Annotated in this window: 18 protein-coding genes and 1 tRNA gene; 10 read left to right on the plus strand and 9 right to left on the minus strand. The window is 62.6% G+C overall.

The annotated features are described in order from the left end of the window. Positions 1–89: 89 nt before the first annotated feature. The 9 genes from EGJ68_RS12675 (at position 90) to EGJ68_RS12715 (ending at position 8,625) form a co-directional block, all read left to right on the plus strand. Complete coding sequence (locus tag EGJ68_RS12675; RefSeq protein WP_158283651.1) at positions 90–1,793, plus strand: class I adenylate-forming enzyme family protein; 1,704 nt, start codon at positions 90–92, stop codon at positions 1,791–1,793. Between the two features lie 48 nt (positions 1,794–1,841). Continuing rightward, on the plus strand, positions 1,842–2,639 hold the full coding sequence (locus EGJ68_RS12680) for an enoyl-CoA hydratase/isomerase family protein (RefSeq protein ID WP_123034945.1): 798 nt from the start codon (positions 1,842–1,844) through the stop codon (positions 2,637–2,639). 26 nt (positions 2,640–2,665) lie between these two features. Further along, positions 2,666–3,511 carry an SDR family NAD(P)-dependent oxidoreductase gene (locus EGJ68_RS12685; RefSeq protein WP_123034946.1) on the plus strand — a complete coding sequence of 282 codons (846 nt, stop codon included), beginning with the start codon at positions 2,666–2,668 and terminating at the stop codon, positions 3,509–3,511. A 303-nt stretch (positions 3,512–3,814) separates the two neighbouring features. Then, the gene (locus tag EGJ68_RS12690; RefSeq protein ID WP_123034947.1) at positions 3,815–4,444 is read left to right on the plus strand and encodes a hypothetical protein; all 630 of its coding nucleotides are present in this window, start codon (positions 3,815–3,817) and stop codon (positions 4,442–4,444) included. Positions 4,445–4,794: 350 nt separating this feature from the next. After that, positions 4,795–5,157 (plus strand): hypothetical protein, encoded by a 363-nt coding sequence (locus EGJ68_RS12695; RefSeq protein ID WP_123034948.1) that lies wholly within the window; start codon positions 4,795–4,797, stop codon positions 5,155–5,157. Positions 5,158–5,186: 29 nt separating this feature from the next. Beyond that, entirely contained in the window at positions 5,187–5,963 is a 777-nt protein-coding gene (locus EGJ68_RS12700) for an exodeoxyribonuclease III (protein WP_123034949.1), read from the plus strand. Next, positions 5,960–6,424 carry a YaiI/YqxD family protein gene (locus tag EGJ68_RS12705; protein ID WP_123034950.1) on the plus strand — a complete coding sequence of 155 codons (465 nt, stop codon included), beginning with the start codon at positions 5,960–5,962 and terminating at the stop codon, positions 6,422–6,424. The genes EGJ68_RS12700 and EGJ68_RS12705 overlap by 4 nt, the downstream gene beginning before the upstream one ends. Then, the gene (locus EGJ68_RS12710) at positions 6,409–7,428 is read left to right on the plus strand and encodes a sodium:calcium antiporter (RefSeq protein ID WP_123034951.1); all 1,020 of its coding nucleotides are present in this window, start codon (positions 6,409–6,411) and stop codon (positions 7,426–7,428) included. The genes EGJ68_RS12705 and EGJ68_RS12710 overlap by 16 nt, the downstream gene beginning before the upstream one ends. Positions 7,429–7,749: 321 nt before the next feature. Next, positions 7,750–8,625, plus strand: coding sequence for a BKACE family enzyme (locus tag EGJ68_RS12715; protein ID WP_123034952.1), 876 nt, complete (start codon positions 7,750–7,752; stop codon positions 8,623–8,625). Between the two features lie 87 nt (positions 8,626–8,712). Here EGJ68_RS12715 and EGJ68_RS12720 read toward each other — a convergent pair. From EGJ68_RS12720 to EGJ68_RS12755, 8 genes are all read right to left on the minus strand, one after another. Continuing rightward, a tRNA-Ser gene (locus tag EGJ68_RS12720) sits at positions 8,713–8,802 on the minus strand. Between the two features lie 109 nt (positions 8,803–8,911). Next, positions 8,912–11,287: an acylase gene (locus tag EGJ68_RS12725; RefSeq protein ID WP_123034953.1), complete on the minus strand. Its 2,376-nt coding sequence runs from the start codon at positions 11,285–11,287 to the stop codon at positions 8,912–8,914. A gap of 39 nt (positions 11,288–11,326) precedes the next feature. Beyond that, positions 11,327–11,527 carry a carbon storage regulator CsrA gene (gene csrA, locus EGJ68_RS12730; protein ID WP_123034954.1) on the minus strand — a complete coding sequence of 67 codons (201 nt, stop codon included), beginning with the start codon at positions 11,525–11,527 and terminating at the stop codon, positions 11,327–11,329. A gap of 109 nt (positions 11,528–11,636) precedes the next feature. After that, the gene (locus EGJ68_RS12735) at positions 11,637–12,878 is read right to left on the minus strand and encodes an aspartate kinase (protein ID WP_123034955.1); all 1,242 of its coding nucleotides are present in this window, start codon (positions 12,876–12,878) and stop codon (positions 11,637–11,639) included. Between the two features lies 1 nt (position 12,879). Continuing rightward, positions 12,880–15,489 (minus strand): alanine--tRNA ligase, encoded by a 2,610-nt coding sequence (gene alaS / locus EGJ68_RS12740; protein ID WP_123034956.1) that lies wholly within the window; start codon positions 15,487–15,489, stop codon positions 12,880–12,882. Further along, entirely contained in the window at positions 15,486–15,839 is a 354-nt protein-coding gene (locus EGJ68_RS12745; RefSeq protein WP_123034957.1) for a histidine triad nucleotide-binding protein, read from the minus strand. The genes alaS and EGJ68_RS12745 overlap by 4 nt, the downstream gene beginning before the upstream one ends. Positions 15,840–15,842: 3 nt before the next feature. Further along, positions 15,843–16,028 (minus strand): Trm112 family protein, encoded by a 186-nt coding sequence (locus tag EGJ68_RS12750; protein WP_123034958.1) that lies wholly within the window; start codon positions 16,026–16,028, stop codon positions 15,843–15,845. A gap of 92 nt (positions 16,029–16,120) precedes the next feature. Further along, positions 16,121–16,933: a M23 family metallopeptidase gene (locus EGJ68_RS12755; protein ID WP_123034959.1), complete on the minus strand. Its 813-nt coding sequence runs from the start codon at positions 16,931–16,933 to the stop codon at positions 16,121–16,123. A gap of 71 nt (positions 16,934–17,004) precedes the next feature. On the opposite strand from EGJ68_RS12755, the gene greB reads away from it, so the two are divergent. After that, complete coding sequence (greB, locus tag EGJ68_RS12760) at positions 17,005–17,523, plus strand: transcription elongation factor GreB (protein WP_123034960.1); 519 nt, start codon at positions 17,005–17,007, stop codon at positions 17,521–17,523. A 32-nt stretch (positions 17,524–17,555) separates the two neighbouring features. Here greB and EGJ68_RS12765 read toward each other — a convergent pair whose 3' ends face one another. Next, positions 17,556–19,727: a hypothetical protein gene (locus EGJ68_RS12765; protein WP_123034961.1), complete on the minus strand. Its 2,172-nt coding sequence runs from the start codon at positions 19,725–19,727 to the stop codon at positions 17,556–17,558. Positions 19,728–19,749 lie beyond the last annotated feature (22 nt).

Below are 19,749 nucleotides of genomic sequence, written 5' to 3' on the forward strand. Positions count from 1 at the left end.
AGCGAGTTCACTGTGAGTTCTTACTCATTTTAGTATCGGCGCACACACCATCAGAATGCCGTTCAGCAGGCGTACTTGGAAACAGCGTTATGCCCGGAAGTACATCAGAATCACTGTGGTTGGCGAACCCGGATGAGGCGCGCCCAGTGGACCTCTCCATCGGAGGCTTGTTACGCGTACTCGCTATCGAGCACCCCCACCGCGAGGCGGTGGTTTATGCCTGCCACAGTGAGGTCGAAAATATCCGTGTCAGCTATATCCAGCTCGAAGAGCGGGCCACGGCACTCGCCAAGGCTTTACTCGCCTCAGGCTATGCACCGGGCGACCACATTGCGATATGGGCACCGAACAATCCGGAGTGGATCTTTCTGGAATACGGAATTGCCAAGGCCGGCATGGTTATCGTGGCGCTGAATCCGTTGTACAAAGAGTCGGAACTCGCCTTCGCGCTACACACGGCTGGAGTGCGCGCGATCTTTCACGCGGACCGGGTCGCAGACGTCGAACTGCGCAGCATTGTCGACAAGGTAGCTATAAACCTGCCAAAACTCACGGGCATCTACTCCCTGAGCCGAGGCATTCCCCGGCTGATGGCACAACCGGACCTGGATCTGCAGGCGCTGCCGTCAGTACACCCAGATTCACCGTTCATGATCCAGTATACCTCCGGCACAACTGGACAGCCAAAGGCCGCGGTGCTGACCCACCGGGGAATTGCCACAACCGCGCGTAATTCCTATAAGGCCTGGGGTTTCGGCAGCGGAGACAAAGTGTGTCACGGATTCCCGCTGTACCACGTAGGCGGCTCGGGGAACTCGACACCAGGCGCGGCGCTGGTAGGTGCCACCACACTGCCACTGTATATTTTCAAGGCAAGTCGCACGCTGGACATACTGGAAAGCGAACGCTGTACCGGATTCATCGGCGTACCATCAATGCTCACCGCGATGATGGAGGACCCCAGCTTTCACGACAGGGACCTGTCCTCACTTAGATACATTGTCGCCGGCGGCATGTCTGTACCGGCACGCCTGATCAGGCAGTGCGAAGAGGCCTTCGGTGTCGACATCATCAACGGGTACGGACAGACCGAAACCAGCGGCGTCAGCTGCAGCACTGTGGCTTCCGATAACGCCGCTATCAAATCCAGAACCAGCGGCAGGCCACTGCCCGGCGTCAGCTTCAATATTGTCGACGGCCAGGGCGACACCCTGCCCTGTGGCCAGGCCGGTGAGCTCTGCTATCGGGGTCCCGGCCAGATGCTGGGATACCTCAACCACACGGGCCCACAGGACAAACTCGCCGACGCCGGCTGGTTACGGTCCGGCGACCTGGCAACAATGGACGCCAACGGCTATATCAGCATTGTCGGCCGCGCCAGTGAAATGATCATCCGGGGCGGAGAAAACCTGTCACCCTCAGAGATTGAGACGTTCCTTCTACAGCACAAGGACGTCGCCGAGGCCGCCGTAATCGGACTGCCTGATCCGAAGTACGGCGAAGAAGTCTGTGCCGTGATCATCCCGAGCCACCCGGACCACGTCGATTCAGAGGTGCTACGCAGCTGGTGTGCAAAGGGGCTTTCGCGCTGGAAGGTACCCAAATATATCCGGTTCGTCGACGCCTACCCGAAGACCCTGTCAGGAAAAATACAGAAGTTCCTGTTGCGCGAGGCCACGATCGCGGCGCTGAGTCTACCCCCGCATGACGATCTGCAGATGGGGGAAGAGTCGGCTACCAGCGACGACGCGGTGTCAACTGACATTCACATGAGCAAGCCACTCGGACCTTGACGCCTCACGCCAACTCACACCCTGACCGAAACAGATGGAGACGCAACAATGAACTACCAGGACAACTACAAGGCTCTGAAAATCACCCAGAAAAACCGGATACTGACCGTGACACTGGACAGGCCGGAGGCGAAAAACGCAGTTAATCCCGCCGTGCACGAGGAGCTGTCGCGGATTTTCTCCGACATTGATCGCGATACCGACACCGATGTGGTTATTCTCACCGGTGCCAACAATGCATTCTGCGCCGGCGGTGATCTTGAGTGGCTGATGGATATCAACGGTGACCCAGTAGCCACCGCCAACAGCATCCTCAATGACCGGAAAATACAGAACTCCCTGCTGGACCTGGAGAAACCCATCATCGCCAAGGTGACCGGACCCGCTGTCGGGGTTGGCTGCACGCTGGCGCTGTTCTGCGACTTTATCTACGCCACCCCGGATGCAAAATTCGCCGACCCACATGTGTCGGTAGGTCTGGTCGCCGGTGATGGCGGCGCCGTCATCTGGCCGCAGCTGATAGGCTACGCCCGCGCCAAACGCTACCTGTTGACCGGCGACTTCATCGACGGCGCGACCGCTGCAGAGTACGGCCTGATCACCGAGGCGGTGCCCAAAGAGGAGCTGGATGCCACCGTTGACGCAATGGCAAAACGCATGGCCGATGGTGCGCCGTACGCTATTCGCTGGACCAAGAGCTCCATCAATGCCGGTCTGAAATTACTGGCGAATGCGATCATCGACCGATCGGGCGCCTATGAGAACCTGACGATGCTGACAGAGGATCATAAAACCGCACTACTAGCCTTCAAGAACCGGGAAAAGCCCGTGTTCAAAGGCCGTTGAACACTTTTTCTACCGGAGCCTGAACGGTGAAACTGAAAGCAGGACAAGTTGCCGTGATAACCGGTGCTGGCAGCGGAATCGGCGAAGCACTGGCGCACGCCTGCGCCAGCCGCGGCATGCATGTGGTCGCCGCCGACATTGAGCGCAACGCCGCCGAGCGCACGGCGACTGCACTCCGCGTCCACGGCGGCAAGACGCTTGCAGTGGCGGTTAACGTCGCTCACCGCGATGAAGTACAGCACCTCGCTGAGCGCACGCGACAGGCGTTCGGCGAATGCCATCTGCTGTGCAACAACGCCGGTGTCTCCATCAATCGCCCGGTGGCGGAGTGCAGTGCGGCCGACTGGGAGTGGGTGTGGTCTGTCAATGTCACCGGAATAACACACGCAATTGAGGCTTTTATGCCGATGCTCAAGCGGCAGAATGCTGCCTCGCATATCATCAACACAGCCTCTATGGCAGGCCTTGTCCCCCTGCCAGGATTTGGCGCCTATGTGGCAAGCAAGTATGCGGTCGTGGGGCTATCCGAAGTCTTGCACCAGGAACTGGCCGGCTCGTCCATCGGCGTATCCATACTGTGCCCCGGCGTAGTGGATACCCGAATTTTCGCGAGCGAACGCAACCGCTTCGACCGCAGTGAAGGCCTGGCACACACGCAAGCAGACACCGATGCACACCACAGCGGCTCGATGGAGACGGATTTTGACGACACCTACTCCAGAATGTTGTCACCGCAGAAAGTGGCTGAGATCACCCTTGCAGCAGTAGAGAAAGAGCACCTTTATGTCGCCACGCACCCAGAGTGGCTAGCGTTGTTCAAACAGCGCTCGGACACCATCGAGAGCGTTTTTGGCGGCTCCATTGCGCATTGAACAGCAGCGTGGCGCCCGCCGCCAACCGATCGCTATTGATGTGAGCGAAACGTCCCGCAGCATCGTCCGGGCCTGATACCCGGCGAAGCTTTCCTGACAGACTCTGTCCTTGTCATCCGGTTGGAGAATCAGCATTCAGGACTAGACCACGGCAAATCACTTGTCGGCCCCCACGCCGTGACGTATGGTTCCTTGCGATGTATTTAGTAGGCTAGATAGCAGGCATACCACCCATGGCAGTTGAACCGGATGCCGGGTCACGTCCGCTCGGGTGACTGCGAAAAGGCATGGGGGATTCCACGCATGACTGATGAAGAAACACCTTCAAGCGAAGTTGACTCAGCCGACACCGCCTCCCTGTTACGCGCCGAGCAACACATAATACGCCTGACCTTCTGGCAGACTATCCTCTCGGTGGTGGGTATCGTAGTCGCTGTCATCGCCCTTTATGCGGCGCTTACAGAATCTGCCGCGGTTCGCCAGCACACCGCAGCGGCCGTCTGGCCTTTTGTGCAGCTGATGGTTGAGGACTACGATAGGGGCGACACGGCGGGATTCTCTTTAGCCTTTACCAACTCCGGCGTTGGTCCCGCGAAGATGCGCGATGTTCGCGTGAGCGTTGATGGCAATGTAGCACGCAACTGGTCAGAGTTGGTTGCCAGCGTGGAAGGGGACCCTGAAGCCGCGATCAGCCGGAACTTTATCAGCAATCGTGTCCTTCGACCCGACGAAACGGTCATCATTTTCGGCACAACGGATGCAGACCTTGCGCGGAAGCTGGTTGACGCCATCAGCAAGCCGAGAGGCGCACTAAGCTATTGCTACTGCTCGATATTCGACGAATGCTGGCTGGCAGATACCCGCATGGAACTGCAGACGCGGGAAATCGTTGACGCCTGCCCTGACTTTGGCAGCGATGCGTATGTCAACTAGCTGGACCATCCAGCCCTGAAGGGGGAAAGCGGCGAGAGCGAGAAATTCGAACCCTGAAGCATGCTATTTTACCCCTCGCCATTGAGCTGCTTGCTTTCTTCGGACCATTTCATCAAGGATATGTGCGTGGACTTCGCTTGCGAAGGGCGCTGGAGGAGCGCGAGTTTAAGTGACGAGGTTTGCCCGGGGTCATCCTCACGTTCACCGATCGTGAGAGTGAGCCTCCAGCGCAGACACGTATAAACACGCTCCTTGATTCCCGACGGCCGTAGACACGTGATTCATACCACCTCTCGCCCTGCCTTGGACAGGGCTTACAACCATCTCTGATACGTCATGGAGACCGCGCGATGCGCAAGACCGACAGGAAGACCGAGAATCTGGTCATAAAGGCCTTGACCGATGCCTGTGAAATAGCCCTGGCGCGATTTGAGGGCTTCAGCTGGCTGACCCACCTCGTGAACTATCAGCGGTTTCCTGCATCGCTGACGATAGTCTGTGTTTACGAGACCAATGCGCAGCTGGCGACATCCGACAGGGAGGCGATGTGCACCTTGATACAGGCTGAGCTTGCATCCGTGGGGATACCCATCAAGGACATCCGTCGGCAGGTTCGCTTCGATACCGAAGAAAATTGTAACGACGAGAACGATGGCAAGTGGCGAGAACGTTTCTGCGAATTTTTGAGTCCCGCCCGCGGGCGTGCTATATAGAGCGCCTTTTCCGGAACTGGATCGAACCCATGCGAATTGCCTCCTGGAACGTCAACGGCATCCGCGCCGCGATAAAAAAGGATTTTGCCCAGTCACTGCATACCCTGGACGCGGACATCCTCTGCCTGCAGGAAACCAAGGCCCAGGACGATCAGGTGGTGGCTGCGCTGGAAGGCGTGGAGGGCTACCACGTGCACAGCAACGCCGCGGAGCGCAAGGGCTACTCCGGGGTGGCGATCCTCACGCGCCGGGCGCCAAAGCGGGTGTTTGCCGATATTGGCCTGCCCGAGCACGATGCGGAGGGGCGGGTGCTCACCGCTGAGTTCGAGAGCTTCTACCTGGTCACTGTCTACACCCCCAATTCCGGCAGCGAGTTGCTGCGCCTGCCCTACCGGGAAACCTGGGACCGGGCCTTCCTCGATTTCGTGCAGGCGCTGCAGCAGGAAAAGCCGGTACTGATGTGCGGGGATTTCAACGTGGCCCACCGCGATATCGATATCGCACGTCCCAAACCCAACTACAACAAAAGTGCCGGCTACACCCAGAAGGAAATCGACGGCATGGACAGCATCGTCGCCGCCGGTTTCGTGGATACCTACCGTCACCTCCACCCGGACACCGTCAAGTACAGCTGGTGGAGCTACCGCGCCGGTGCTCGGGCCAAAAATGTCGGCTGGCGGATCGACTACTTCCTCGGCAGCGCGGCGCTGGTCGAGGAGCGGGTACAGGCGGCGGAGATCTGGAACGAGATCCACGGCTCCGACCACTGCCCGGTCAGTGTCGACCTGGCCGAGCCTGCGGCATGAGAATCTGGGTGGACGCGGACGCCTGTCCGGTGGCGATCAAGGAGATCCTCTACCGTGCGGCCGATCGCACGGCGACTCCGCTGGTGCTGGTGGCCAACCAGTTCCTGCAGACGCCGCCCTCGCGGCATATCTCCTGCGTGCAGGTCCCCCAGGGCTTCGATGTCGCCGACAACGAGATTGTCCGGCGCTGTGAAGCGGGGGATCTGGTGATAACCAGCGATATTCCGCTGGCGGATGAAGTGGTGAGCAAGGACGCGCTGGCCCTGAGTCCGCGGGGAGAGCTCTTTACCCGGGAAAACATCAAGGCGCGCCTGAACATGCGTGATTTTCTCGACACGCTGCGCAGCAGCGGCATCCAGAGCGGCGGGCCCTCGGCCCTGTCCGCCAGCGAGAAGCAGGCCTTCGCCAATCGTCTGGACCGCTGGTTGAGCCAACGGGCCCGGCAATGTTCGACGCCCTGACTGTCAGCGTCGTCGCCTTCTGTACCGCGGCCCTGGTCATTACGCTGGCCGGCAGTCGCCTGGCCCGGGTTGCCGATGAGCTGGCGGACCGCACTGGCCTGGGGGAGGCGATGTTCGGTATTCTGCTGCTGGCTGGCGCCACTTCCCTGCCGGACTTTGCCGCCACACTGAGCGCGGCGCGGGACGCGCGCGCGGACCTCGCCATGAGCAATATCATGGGCAGCATGGCGGTCAACCTGGTGTTCCTGGGCATCGCCGACATGCTCTACCGCCAGGCCAATCTCGAACACGCCGCGGCCTCCCCGGCCATTCTCATGCTCGCCGCCCTGCTGATCGTGCTGCTGAGCCTGCCCCTGCTGGCGATGGTCATGCCCCCGGTCAGCGTCTTTGGCATACACCCGGTGACGCCGCTGATCGCCCTGGCGTACCTTTACGGCCTGCACCTGGTGCGCGGCACGCAGGAAAAGCCGATGTGGTTCCCCCGCCCCACGCGCCAGACCGTGCGCGACCGCCCGGCGCCCTACGCGCGGGAGGGGCTGGCAGCGGCCTGGGGCCGCTTTGTCGCCCTGGCGGCACTCACCGCCCTGGCCGGCTGGATACTGATGGAGGCGGCCAAAGGCATCAGCGACCAGGCCGGCCTCTCGGATACCCTGGTGGGCGGCCTGCTGACGGCCCTGGCCACCTCGTCTCCTGAGCTGGTGACCACCATCGCCGCCATCCGCCACGGTTCCCTGACTCTGGGGGTCAGCAACATCTTCGGCACCAACTGCTTCAACATGCTGGTGGTGGCGAGCGCCGACATCGGCTATCCCGGCGGCTCCATCTATCACGGCATGGCTCCCCTGCAGACGACCTGGGCCCTGGTCTGCATCCTGATGACCGCTATCCTCTTGATGGGTATGCTCAAGCGAGAGGTGTTCGGCATCGGTCGCATCGGTTTCGAGAGTGCGCTGATGCTGGCGGTCTACGCGGTGGCTGTCGCCGTGGTGGTGGCGGCCGCGTAATGACTTGCTACCGGGTGGGCAAGACTCGCGTGACCTGGGCTGCTGAGCACGAGGGCTGAGGTACATGTGCGGATTGCTGATGCACATACTCGGAGCCACCCTTTGGACCGGCGCTCATATTGCGCTGTTCGTGGTGGCCGGCGTTTATAAGCAACCAGGAACCGATCGCCGGCGACCATCGACGCGACCGAGCGCGGAGACCAGGGGATACACAACGCAAGGACGGAGGTGACATGGTGGAGAGCCGATATTTTCGCGTAACCGGGCGAGCCCGCAGCGGGTTTTGAAGTGCAGCGAGACTGACAACAAGGGAGCAGCAGCATGTCGAATACAGCGGGGCCGGTGATCATCGAGGCAGCCATCAACGGGGTCACCAACCGGGAGCAGAATCCGCGGGTGCCCATCACCCCCGAGGAGGTCGGGACCGAGGCCCTGGCCTGTATCGAGGCGGGGGCGGCGGTAATCCACAATCACACCACGGTCTTCGGCCAGGGGCCGGAGGCCTCGGCGGACGCCTACCAGGCCGGCTGGGAATCCGTGCTGGCGGCGCGTCCTGATGCACTGCTCTATCCCACCGTGGACTACGATGACAAGGGTGTCAGCTACGAGCACCTGGCGGTGCTGGCGAAGCGCGGATGCCTGCGCATCGGCATCTGCGATCCGGGCTCGATCAATCTCGGTGGCATGGGGGAGCGCGGCCCCGAAGGTATTGTCTACGCCAACAGCTACGAGGTGATCGGCCGCTGCCTGGATATCCAGGCGGAGCACGGCCTGGGCCCCAGTTTTGCCATCTACGAGCCAGGCTTCCTGCGGACGGTACTGGCCTTTCAGCGCAAGGGGCGGGTGCCGCCGGGGGCGATGCTCAAGTTCTACTTCTCCACCGAGCACGGCCTGTTCGGCGCGCCCTTCGGTCTGCCGCCTACCCTGCAGGCACTCGACATGTACCTGGATATCCTGGGCGACTGCCCCATGCCCTGGGCGGTCTCGGTGGTGGGTGGCGACGCCGGGCGTTCCGAGGTGGCTGCAGCGGCCCTGGAGCGGGGTGGGCACCTGCATGTGGGCTTGGAGTTCTTCCACGGTGAGCGCCAGCCTTCCAATGTCGAGCTGGTGCTCGAGGCAGTGGCCCTGTGCGAAAAGCACGGCCGCCCGGTGGCCACGCCGGCGCAGGCAGCCAGCATCCTCGGCCTGCCCGCCTGATCTCGAGAGGGAGAGGCTGTCCCCCCGTCGTTAGATGGCTAGCGCCATTGGGCAGGGACGGCTAATTCACGTTGGTTTTTGGGGAAGTGGCGGAGAGAGAGGGATTCGAACCCTCGATAGGTTTTACCCTATACGCCCTTAGCAGGGGCGCGCCTTCAGCCACTCGGCCACCTCTCCGTACAGACCGCTCCCGCGGTGATTGCTGCGCGTTGGCAGCCCCTCAGGAACGGCGCGCATCATACCACACTGATTGTAAATTCAAAGGCCTGCTGACCTATCGCGGCCACTATCTGGGTGCCGTCAGCGTGATTCGCGACTGCACGTCGGCCTCTACATCTTCGCGTTGAAAGCGCACCGCTCGAAACTGCTTGTCACGGTAGAGCTCGGTCTGGTCCGTGAAGTGCGGTGAAGCGGGGTCACCCGACTGGCTATAGGTCAGCAGGGCCTCGGCGACGGGGCCGTCATCTTCATAGCCAACGGTCAGTACGAAACTGCTGCCGTGAACAACGGGGTAGCCGGCGTCGGTGAGCAATTCGCTGCCGTCAATCCGCGTGGGGCTCAGCATGGCAATGGGATGATCGGGTATATCCGACACCATCAGGTTTGCCACCCCTTCGTAGCGGTTGCCGCCGTGGATGGGAATGCCGCGCTCGCCGCGGTAGGCAAACTGGGCCTCACGCAGCGGTGCGTCCAGGGCGTAACCCGCAGAGGTCAGCACCGCCGCGGCATGTGCAAGTTTTTGCAATGCCAGTTGGCTGTCAGCCAATGTATGCGGTGTGGTGAGCGGAGCAGCGGCATCGAAGGGCACCGCGAACAGATCTCCCTGGCGCATGCCATCCTCGTAGGCGTAGGCCGCCAGCCATTCCCGGAACAGCACCGCACCCTTGCTATCCAGGTCGAACTTACCGCTGAAGCCGCGCAGGGCGGCGCAGGCATCGGCGAGGTCGACAGCGTTCTCGCAGGCCTGCAACAGCGGCGGCACCAGTAACAGCGCCGCCAGGCTCTCGTTCTCGAAGAGCAGGCTTTGCATGCGCTCGATCGTGAAGTCGCCCTCTTCGATCAATTGCACGTTCATGCGGGTGCGCAGGCTGCGCGCGGTGGCCTCAGGCCCGTACAACGGCGAATAACCGGTGAGGGGCGCACTGGCATTGCTCAGCCAGTAGCTGTCGTTGGCGTTGAACACGTAATCTGCGCGATCCAGCAGCGGCCGGCGTTCGAAAGGCTCGGTGCCGGCGAGCGGTGCGGCACCATCCTGTACCCATTCAAAACGGCTGTCACTGCCGTTGAGCAAGACAAACCCCTTGCTCTGGTAAACGTTTGCCGTGCGGGGGTCCTCAAGCAATTGCTGACGCCACAGAGCAATCGCCTCATCGCTCAGTCGTCCCACGGTGGAGTTATCCAGATACACAGCGCGGCCGTCTGCACTGGCGGCGATGGTGTTCACCCACGGCATGGCGTTCCAGCGCCGGTGCGCGTCAATGAAGCTGTCCATACTGGTCGCCAGATTCATGTCGCGCCACTGCGCGAGCAGGTGGCTGTTGTCGGCGTTGGCGTCGCGTACGGTGAAGGCCGTGCTGGTAGTCCAGGGCATACCGGGCAGGGTCAGCACCGGGCCGTAGTGGCTCAAATACAGGGTATGGTCTTGCGCCTGCAGGCTGCCGTCCGCCTGCACTACCGGAACCGACACCGCCACCTCGCGCATGGCGCGCTCCTCGCCGTCATAGCGATAGACGGTGGGCTTGCCGGGCACCAGCTCCAGTTTGTAGAACACCAGCCGCTGGCTGGCGGAGACCGTATGGCTCCAGGCCACCGCGCGGTTGAAGCCAATGGCAACCCCGGGGGTACCCAGTAAATGCCCGCCATAAACGTCCAACTTGCCAGGAATGGTCAGGTGTTTTTCCCAGAAGCGGTTATCGCCATACCAGGGATAGTGCGGGTTTCCCAGCAGCAGGCCTCGACCATTTGCCGTACGCTCCTTGCCGAACGCCCAGGCATTGGACCCCATGCCCTGCAAGCTCGCGGCATCCGCGGCCCGAGCCAGGCGCCGATCGCTGACCGGATGCGCCGCCTTGGGGGCATTCCCCGGTGGCTGCGCGGCCATCAGCGCATCCGCCATTCTTGGCACCGTTTGCGCCACCAGCACCATACGCGCCATGAGGTCGGTATCGGCAATGGGCTGCAACCAGACAGCACCGTCACACCAGGACCCTACGCGCTGTTCCGGGTGTTCGGCCAGATAGCGATTGTAGCCATCGGCATAGCCGCGCAACCAGGCACGATTGTCACTGTCCTGGCGGGAGAGCGCGGTCACGGCCTGGGACTGTATACCCAGCGCCGCGACGACGGCGTCGCTGGCCACGTTGGCATTGTCGGCCCCGGCGCCCAGGTAGCGGGCCAGTTCACCGCGCGCGGTAAGCAACGAGTGGCCGATATTACAGATGTGGTCTTCGGCGGCGGCGTAACCTTCACCGTAACCCAGGCTGGCGAAATCGCCGGCGGTGATATGCGGCACACCGAAACTGCTGCGGATGATTTCCACATCGTAGTGTGACGCTGAGCGTGGCGGGGAACTGTCATCCCCTGCAGGATGAGGGGTCGGACTCTGGCAGCCGGCAACAATACACAAAGCCAGCGCGGCAAACGGAAGGGAATAAGGCGTCATGGGGGCAGCACTCCTGTGCACGAGAACACGGGGTGCGGGTTAGTCCCGGGAATCGTCCTCCGAGGCGGCCTCCTCATCACCCTCCTGAATGCGATTGTAGATTTCTTCGCGATGAACTGCGACATCTTTCGGGGCGCTGACCCCGATGCGCACCTGATTGCCCTTGACGCCCAGCACCGTGATCGTGATGTCGTCGCCAACCATCAGTGATTCACCCACCCTGCGGGTCAGTATGAGCATAACTCCTTGCCTCCTTGCGCCCACCGAGACACGGCAGGCGGCGCCAACCATGCGCTGCTGATTCTTCAGTGTTAGCCGAGAATGCAGAAAACGCAACTGCCGGTTTGTATCAGTTTGCAATATTCGCGGCGGGTGCCTGTTCGAGCTCAAACGCGGAATGCAGCGCGCGTACCGCCAATTCCATGAATTTTTCCTCGATGATGACCGATATCTTGATTTCGGATGTCGTGATCATCTGGATGTTGATGCCCATTTCCGAAAGTGCACGGAACATGGTGCTGGCAACCCCGGCGTGCGAGCGCATACCCACACCGACAACCGATACCTTGGCGATGCGGCTGTCCACGCGCACCTCACGAGCATTGAGTTCTGAGGCCACCTGCTCCAGAACAGCCTGCGCCCGTGGCAGGTCCGCCCGGCCTACGGTGAACGTGAGGTCGGTGCTGTTATCCTCCGCCACGTTCTGCAGAATGACATCCACTTCGATATTGGCATCGCCAATCGGCCCCAATATACGGTAAGCCACACCGGGCATATCCGGCACGCCGAGAATGGTGAGCTTGGCCTCATCGCGGTTGAAGGCGATGCCGGCAATTGTCGGCGTTTCCATCACGGACGCGTCCTCCAGGGTTATGAGGGTGCCGGGGCCTTCTTTCATGCTGTGCAGCACCCGCAGTGGCACTTTGTATTTGCCGGCGAATTCCACCGCCCGGATTTGCAGCACCTTGGAGCCCATGCTGGCCATTTCCAGCATTTCCTCAAAGGTGATGCGGTCGAGCCGGCGCGCATCATCAACCACGCGGGGATCGGTGGTGTACACGCCATCCACATCGGTATAGATCTGGCATTCGTCGGCCTTCAGGGCCGCCGCCAGGGCAACGGCCGTGGTGTCCGAACCGCCGCGGCCCAGGGTGGTGATATTGCCCTGCTCGTCTACCCCCTGAAAGCCGGCCACCACGAGCACGAAGCCCGCCGCGAGGTCGGCCTGCAGACGGCTGTCATCGATATCACGGATACGCGCCTTGGTATGCGCGTCGTCGGTGAGAATGCGCACCTGGCTGCCGGTATAGGATTTGGCCGCCACGCCACGCTGGTTCAGCGCCATGCTCAACAGCGCGGTGGTCACCTGTTCGCCAGTGGCCAGCAGTACATCGAGCTCCCGCGCCAGGGGCTGCTCCTGCAGCTCGTGCGCCAGGCCCAGCAGCCGGTTGGTTTCGCCGCTCATGGCCGATACCACAACCACCACCTGATGGCCGTCGTGGCGAAAGCGCGCGACTTTATCCGCTACCTGCGCAATACGCTCGATGCTGCCGACGGACGTACCGCCGAACTTCTGGACAATCACACCCATATCAGGCGTTCTGGGCCAGCGCGTCTGCCACCCAGTCTGCCACCGCACCCAGTGCCGCCGGCAGGCCGGCCACATCGCTGCCGCCACCCTGGGCCATATCCGGGCGACCGCCGCCCTTGCCACCCAAACGCCCGGCAAATTCGCGCATCAGGTTGCCGGCGCTGACACGGTCGGTCAGGTCCTTGCTCACACCGGCGGCCAGGGCCACTTTGTCGCCATCCACCGCGGCGAGCAGCACCACGGCGCTGCCCAGCTTGTTCTTGACCTGGTCCAGCGTGTCGCGCAGTGACTTGGCATCGGCGCCTTCCACGTTCGCCGCCAGCACCTTGATACCGCCCACATCGACCGCCTGCGCCGTCAGGTCACCGCCGGCGGAGGTGGCGAGCTTCTGTTTCAGCCGTGCCAGTTCCTTTTCCAGCTCGCGGTTCTCGTTGCGCAGGGCTCCCACGCGGGCTGCCACGGCATCGCGCCCGGCTTTGACCACTTCGCACACGGCATCCAGCTGTGCCTCAGTGTGGGCGATGGCCTCCAGCGCACCGGCGCCGGTAACGGCCTCGATACGGCGCACACCGGAGGCAATACCGGATTCCGACAGAATGCGAAACACACCGATATCGCCAGTACGGTCAACGTGGGTGCCGCCGCAGAGTTCCACCGAGTAATCCGCCTCACCCATGCTCAACACGCGCACTTCATCGCCGTATTTCTCGCCGAATAGCGCCATAGCGCCGGCCTCGATGGCCGCATCCATAGACATGAGTCGCGTGGAGACCGGGGTGTTGGCGCGGATCTGCGCGTTCACCTGCGTGGCGATTTCGGCCAGCTCAGCAGGCGTGAGCGCCTCGAAGTGGGAGAAGTCGAAGCGCAGGCGCTCGGAATCCACCAGCGAGCCTTTCTGTGTGACGTGCTCGCCCAGCACGCGGCGCAGCGCCGCGTGCATGAGGTGCGTTGCAGAATGGTTGAGGCGTGTGCGCTGGCGCACACTGGCGTCGACGCTGGCTTGCAGGCGGTCACCCACCTTGACACTGCCTTGCAGCACCGTCACATGATGCAGGTGCTGGCTTTGTGCCTTGGTGGTATCGGTGACTTCAAGCCGCACACCCTCGGCCTGCAAATAGCCGGTGTCGCCGGCCTGACCGCCAGACTCGCCGTAGAACGGCGTGCAATCGAGCACCACGACGCCCTGCTGATCGGCGTGCAGGGCGTCGACGGCGGCACCGTCACACAGTAGCGCGGTCACCCTGCCCTCGCCTTCCACGCTGTCATAGCCGGTGAACTCGGTGCTGCCTTCCAGCGTGAGCACCGCGTTGTAATCCACTTTGAAACTGCCACCTTCCTGGGACCGGCTGCGCTGCGCCGCCATCGCTTGCTCATAGCCGGCCATATCCAACTCCAGGCCGCGCTCGCGGGCGATGTCGTTGGTCAGGTCAACCGGAAAGCCGTATGTGTCATACAGCTTGAACACGACGTCGCCGGGGATCGCGCCACTGCTGATGCCCGCCAACGCGTCCTGCAGAATCTGCAAGCCGTTGTCCAGCGTCTTGGCGAACTGCTCCTCTTCGGCCAGCAGCGCCTTTTCCACCTGCGGCTGCAGTTTGACCAGCTCTGGATAGGCATCGCCCATCTCCGTGGCCAGTGTGGCCACAAGCTGATGGAAAAACGGCGCGGTGGCGCCCAGCTTGTTGCCGTGGCGGATGGCGCGGCGAATGATGCGGCGCAACACGTAGCCGCGACCCTCGTTGCCCGGCAGCACGCCATCGACAATAAGGAATGCGCAGGAGCGAATGTGGTCGGCAATAACGCGCAGCGAATTGTGCTCAAGATCCGACACGTCCAGCAGCGTCGCCGCCGCGCGGATCAGCGCCTGGAACAGGTCGATTTCATAGTTGCTGTGTACGCCCTGCTTGACCGCCGCGATGCGCTCCAGGCCCATACCGGTATCCACCGAGGGCTTGGGCAACGGGTGCAGTTCACCGCTGGCATCGCGGTTGAACTGCATGAACACCAGGTTCCAGATCTCGATATAGCGATCCAGATCGTCGCCTTCGCTGCCGGGGGGGCCGCCGGGCACGTGCGGGCCGTGGTCGTAGAAGATTTCCGAACAGGGGCCGCAGGGGCCGGTATCGCCCATCTGCCAGAAGTTGTCTTCATCCAGGCGCGAGAAGCGCTCGGCGCTGACGCCCATCTCCTTCAGCCAGATATCGGCGGCTTCGTCGTCAGAGACGTGCACCGTCACCCACAACCGCTCGGCGGGCAGGCCCAGAGTCTCGGTAAGAAAGTGCCAGGCGAACTGAATGGCCTCGCGCTTGAAGTAGTCACCAAAACTGAAGTTGCCGAGCATCTCGAAAAAGGTGTGGTGGCGCGCGGTGTAGCCCACGTTCTCGAGGTCGTTGTGCTTGCCGCCGGCCCGCACGCAGCGCTGGCTGCTGGTGGCGCGCACGTAGGAGCGCGGCTCCGTGCCCAGGAACGTGTCCTTGAACTGGTTCATGCCCGCATTGGTGAACAGCAGCGTGGGGTCGTTGCCCGGCACCAGTGAACTGCTGGGCACCCTCGTGTGGCCCTGCGCCTCGAAATAGGCCAGGAATGCTTCGCGTATGTCGCCTGTTTTCATTGGAACCCTGCCATCTGTCCTTCAGCAAACCCGCGGCCCGCCAGAATATGCAGGTGCAGGTGGAATACGGTCTGGCCCGCGCCGGCGCCGTTATTGACGATGAGGCGGAAAGCCTCAGCCACACCCAGCTGTTCCGCCACTTTACCGGCGGCGAGCATAAGGTGTCCGAGCAGCGCCTGGTCGTCAGCCGCGGCATCAACCAGACGGGGAATACCCTTTTTCGGAATCACCAGCACATGTACCGGCGCCTGCGGGTTGATGTCGTTGATGGCGATGCAGTGTTCGTCTTCATAGAGCAACTCCGCGGGAATCTCGCCACTGACAATCTTGCCGAATATCGTCTCAGACATGCCTTACCCCAGTTTCTCGTCAGCGCTGAGCTGGCGTGCCTCGCTTTCCAGCATGACCGGAATGCCATCGCGTACGGGGTACGCCAGGCCACTGGCCTTGCAGATCAGCTCGTCTTTTTCCTTGTCGTACGCCAGTGGGGCCTTGGTGACCGGACACACCAGAATACTCAGCAGTTTCTCGTCAATCATGACAGGTCCTGAGGAATGCAAAGGGCCTGCATTATACGGATTTTTCCCAGCCATAACACGCTGTTGGCCGGCGCCCGGCCAGGGGCGCCCGGCTAAGGCAGGCGCATAGGCGGCACCAGCAGCTGCGGGTCGATACGCGCGCTGCGCCAGGACATGCGCCAGTCCAGGTGTGGCCCGGTGGCACGGCCGGTGGCACCGACCTCGCCGATGATGTCACCGGGGGCTATGGCGTCACCCACCGCAACCCGCACTTTGCTCAGGTGCAGGAAGGATGAGGAGAGCCGGTAGCCGTGGTCGAGAATGATGGTGCCGCCGGAGTAAAACAGGTCTGGCTCGGCCAACGTCACCACCCCGGCCGCCGGGGCGCGCACAATGGTGCCGGTGGGCACGGCCACGTCCACACCGTAGTGCGGGCTGCCGGGCTTGCCGTTATACACCCGCTGGCTGCCGTAGACACCCGAAATACGCCCCTCCACCGGCCAGCGAAAGCCCGTCAGCACACCGGCCAGCAGGTCCGGGCGGCGCAGCTGCCGGGCCTTGGCGGCATTCACCAATTCGCGTTCCCGGGCGATGCGCGCCAGCTGCTCCGGCGGCGGCGTTACCGTGCGCTGGGGCACACCCTCTACCCGCTGGATGTTGTATTCCCGCGTGGCGATGGCCAGTTCCTGCCGGCAATCACCCACCTGCAGCATCGCGCTGGGCGCGGCGTCACGGCTGAAGCCGGCGATGAACGTGCCATCATCCAGCACATCCAGCGCGGCGCCGTCGAGCAGCACTGGCGTACCCGGCGCCGCCTGACCCCAAACAAGGCCACCCTGCTGCAGGTTTCCCTGCACGTCCAGGCACGCGGCATACGCGGAGTGGGCACCGACGGCCAGGAGGGCGGCAAGCAAACAGGCTTTCATCGTTCGATTCTCCTTCGCAGACAGGGACTGCCTGCTAGTGTAGTGAAACTCGCGCCGTTAGAATACGCACGATGAGCCGCTATCGCCCACCCCGCCGACGGGGATCGCCTTATATCACCCCGCAAGGGGAGGCAGTACTGCGCGCCGAGCTACATCAGCTGTGGAAGGTGGAACGACCGCAGGTCACTGACGTGGTACACGAGGCGGCGAAAAACGGCGACCGCTCGGAAAACGGGGATTACATCTACGGCAAACGCCGGCTGCGCGAAATCGACTCACGGGTGCGCTTTCTCAGCAAGCGGCTGGAGGAGCTCAACGTGGTCGACCGCATACCGGCAGACACCGAAAAGGTGTTCTTCGGCGCCTGGGTCACTCTCGAAGACGAGGCCGGCACGGAACGTTGCTACCGCATCGTGGGGCCCGATGAATTCGACCTGGCCGCGGGCAAACTGAGCATGGATTCTCCGCTGGCCCGCAGCCTGCTGGGGAAACGCCTGGATGACGAGGTCAGCCTGCACAGCCCCGGCGGCGAGCAACACTACGTGATTGCCGCGGTCGACTACAGCGACCCTGCAGCCCGCGCGACCTGACCCTCACTGGTCGCGCGCGCCGCGTGCTCACCTCAACCCCCGGGGTTGTAGCCGTTGGTGAAACAGGCGTGTTCCGGCGCACAGGTGTCGACGAACCGGCCCTCGCCGTCCGGCCTCAGGAAGGCGGATTTCTGTGCCTGCGCCGCGGGCTCGCGCCGCGGCAAGCTGTGGGGGTCATTGCCAAAATCAGGCTCCACCGGCGGGGTGTTGGTGATGGGTGGCGGTGCGGTGCCGCCCTCAAGCGCGCCAGCGCCTACCGGGCCGTCGTCCCACAGGGTCAACACCGAGCCGGTAAAATCACCGGCAGGCACGGGCTCCAGCCCCACATAGGGATTGCTGTCCGGGTGGCGCCCGGTTTCCAGCGCGGGAATGCGCAGGTGCGCACCGATACTGCGCGCCATGAACTCCGCCGACCACATGCTCACCTGGTGGTCGCCGTAGGCCACCTGCAGCAACACCGCATGCACCGGCGTATTGGGCAACGGGTCGCGTTCGATGTGCACAACATAGCCGCTGGTCTCGGCGCGATCCCACAGCAGCTGCGCCATGGACAGCAGGAAGCTCTGATCCTTGACGCTCGGATAGCCACCGCCCTCTTCGCCGGTACCGCTACCGCTGAAGAACGGCGTGAACGCGTTGAAGTCCACGCTGCGCCGCAGCAGGAAACTGTAGGACATGCCCGGCACACCCAGCACGCCGCGCGTCACGTCCTGAATAACCGCCATCAGCGCGCCGCCGAGAATCCCGCCCTGGCTGTTGCCATCGTAATACACCGTGCTGTTGTCAAATACCGGCTGGCCCGCTGCCTGGAAGGCCGGGTCGGCCGCGAAGCCGGCGTCGCTCTTCAGTAGCCGGGCGAGGAACATGAAGTTCAGCAAGCCCTGCTGTTGCCGGTCGAAGAAAGCCTGCATCAGGCTGAAGTCCTGCAGCACCTGAATCGCAAACGGCACATCGGCGCTGGCAAAGCCCGCCCAATCGGTGGCGCAGAACATCATCTGGTGGTCCAGCGCCATGATGTCAACGTTCTGCCGCGTGCCACCGCGCGCCTCATTGGCGCTCCCCAGCAAGCCGTGCCCGTACAGCGATGGGCGCGCCTGTGCCTTGGGTGGTGCCTCAAAGTCTTCGGCCACCGAGCGTGGGATACGGCAAACGAAGTTGGCTGCAAACAGGTTGTCGCCATTCAGGCGGTCCGGCAGTCCGTCATCGGGCGTGGCGTAGTAGAACGCCGAGCCCGGCGCGCCTTCGTCGGAGTCGAGGAAGTTGGGAACGAAGAATGTGCCGGCGATTTCACGCGCGATCTGTTCATCCTGGCCATCGCTGCAGCCGTCCGGGTCGCAGGGTGCGAAATCCGTGAGGGTGCTGATGACGTAATCCGGTGCGGCGGCGCCAAGGTCCGCAAAGGCTTCGTCGCGAATGTGCAGCAGGCGCTCGGTGATATTGCGGGCACTGGCCACGGTGAAGTCCCAGGCCAGATACAACTCGCTGCGCTCTACTCCGGCGTCTTCGAGCGTACTGAACAGTGCTTCCATTGCCGGACGACGCGCCTCGATGTCGGCGTTGTCGGTCAGGGTGTTATCGCGAAACGCGCGGAACACCTCCGGCGCCTCCAGCAACTCACCGGCGCTGTCGCGCAGGTTACGCAGCGCCACAATGTAGCGTTCCCCCCGCTCGAACTGCACCATGGGCCGGATAATCAAGGCCTGCTCGGCAGCGTCATCGGTATTGGCGTCCAGTTCCGCAAACACGAGATGCTGCTCACCCGTGCTGGCGCGAATCACCACGACCGGGGAGTCAGCCTCCAGCGACAGCGAAAGATCGGTGATCGGCGGCGCGCCGGTCTGCGCCAGATCCACGCCCGGCACCTGGGCGAGGATCATCTGCGAGGGGGAGAAACCGTCGTTGCGGTTCCATTCCGCAGGGTCCACGCGGTCACCGCGCCGATTGGCCGGCAGCGATTCCTGATTGAGGTTTACCCGGCGCCCGGTCTCCAGGCTCTCATCAGCCACCGTGAACACATCGCTGGGCCAGGGGAACATGCAGTTCTCCGCATCCAGCATCTCGCAGCGGTCAGCATTGGGGGTGTCGATACTGATCGGCGGGGGCGGCTCGGGGGGCGGGGTAACCGGAACGGTGTCCGTGCCATCGGAACAGGCGGCCAGGCCCACCAATAATGACAGGTAAATCATGGGGCGCTGCAGTGTCATGCAAACCTCCAGGGTCGAATTA

Source organism: Haliea alexandrii (assembly GCF_003719295.1).
Taxonomy (GTDB): Bacteria; Pseudomonadota; Gammaproteobacteria; order Pseudomonadales; family Halieaceae; genus Haliea; species Haliea alexandrii.

Coding starts and splice junctions, on each gene's coding strand:
- EGJ68_RS12675 (WP_158283651.1), top strand. CDS start 90: ATGCCCGGAAGTACATCAGAATCACTGTGGTTGGCGAACCCGGATGAG.
- EGJ68_RS12680 (WP_123034945.1), top strand. CDS start 1,842: ATGAACTACCAGGACAACTACAAGGCTCTGAAAATCACCCAGAAAAAC.
- EGJ68_RS12690 (WP_123034947.1), top strand. CDS start 3,815: ATGACTGATGAAGAAACACCTTCAAGCGAAGTTGACTCAGCCGACACC.
- EGJ68_RS12695 (WP_123034948.1), top strand. CDS start 4,795: ATGCGCAAGACCGACAGGAAGACCGAGAATCTGGTCATAAAGGCCTTG.
- EGJ68_RS12700 (WP_123034949.1), top strand. CDS start 5,187: ATGCGAATTGCCTCCTGGAACGTCAACGGCATCCGCGCCGCGATAAAA.
- EGJ68_RS12705 (WP_123034950.1), top strand. CDS start 5,960: ATGAGAATCTGGGTGGACGCGGACGCCTGTCCGGTGGCGATCAAGGAG.
- EGJ68_RS12710 (WP_123034951.1), top strand. CDS start 6,409: ATGTTCGACGCCCTGACTGTCAGCGTCGTCGCCTTCTGTACCGCGGCC.
- EGJ68_RS12715 (WP_123034952.1), top strand. CDS start 7,750: ATGTCGAATACAGCGGGGCCGGTGATCATCGAGGCAGCCATCAACGGG.
- EGJ68_RS12725 (WP_123034953.1), bottom strand. CDS start 11,287: ATGACGCCTTATTCCCTTCCGTTTGCCGCGCTGGCTTTGTGTATTGTT.
- csrA (WP_123034954.1), bottom strand. CDS start 11,527: ATGCTCATACTGACCCGCAGGGTGGGTGAATCACTGATGGTTGGCGAC.
- EGJ68_RS12735 (WP_123034955.1), bottom strand. CDS start 12,878: ATGGGTGTGATTGTCCAGAAGTTCGGCGGTACGTCCGTCGGCAGCATC.
- alaS (WP_123034956.1), bottom strand. CDS start 15,489: ATGAAAACAGGCGACATACGCGAAGCATTCCTGGCCTATTTCGAGGCG.
- EGJ68_RS12745 (WP_123034957.1), bottom strand. CDS start 15,839: ATGTCTGAGACGATATTCGGCAAGATTGTCAGTGGCGAGATTCCCGCG.
- EGJ68_RS12750 (WP_123034958.1), bottom strand. CDS start 16,028: ATGATTGACGAGAAACTGCTGAGTATTCTGGTGTGTCCGGTCACCAAG.
- EGJ68_RS12755 (WP_123034959.1), bottom strand. CDS start 16,933: ATGAAAGCCTGTTTGCTTGCCGCCCTCCTGGCCGTCGGTGCCCACTCC.
- greB (WP_123034960.1), top strand. CDS start 17,005: ATGAGCCGCTATCGCCCACCCCGCCGACGGGGATCGCCTTATATCACC.
- EGJ68_RS12765 (WP_123034961.1), bottom strand. CDS start 19,727: ATGACACTGCAGCGCCCCATGATTTACCTGTCATTATTGGTGGGCCTG.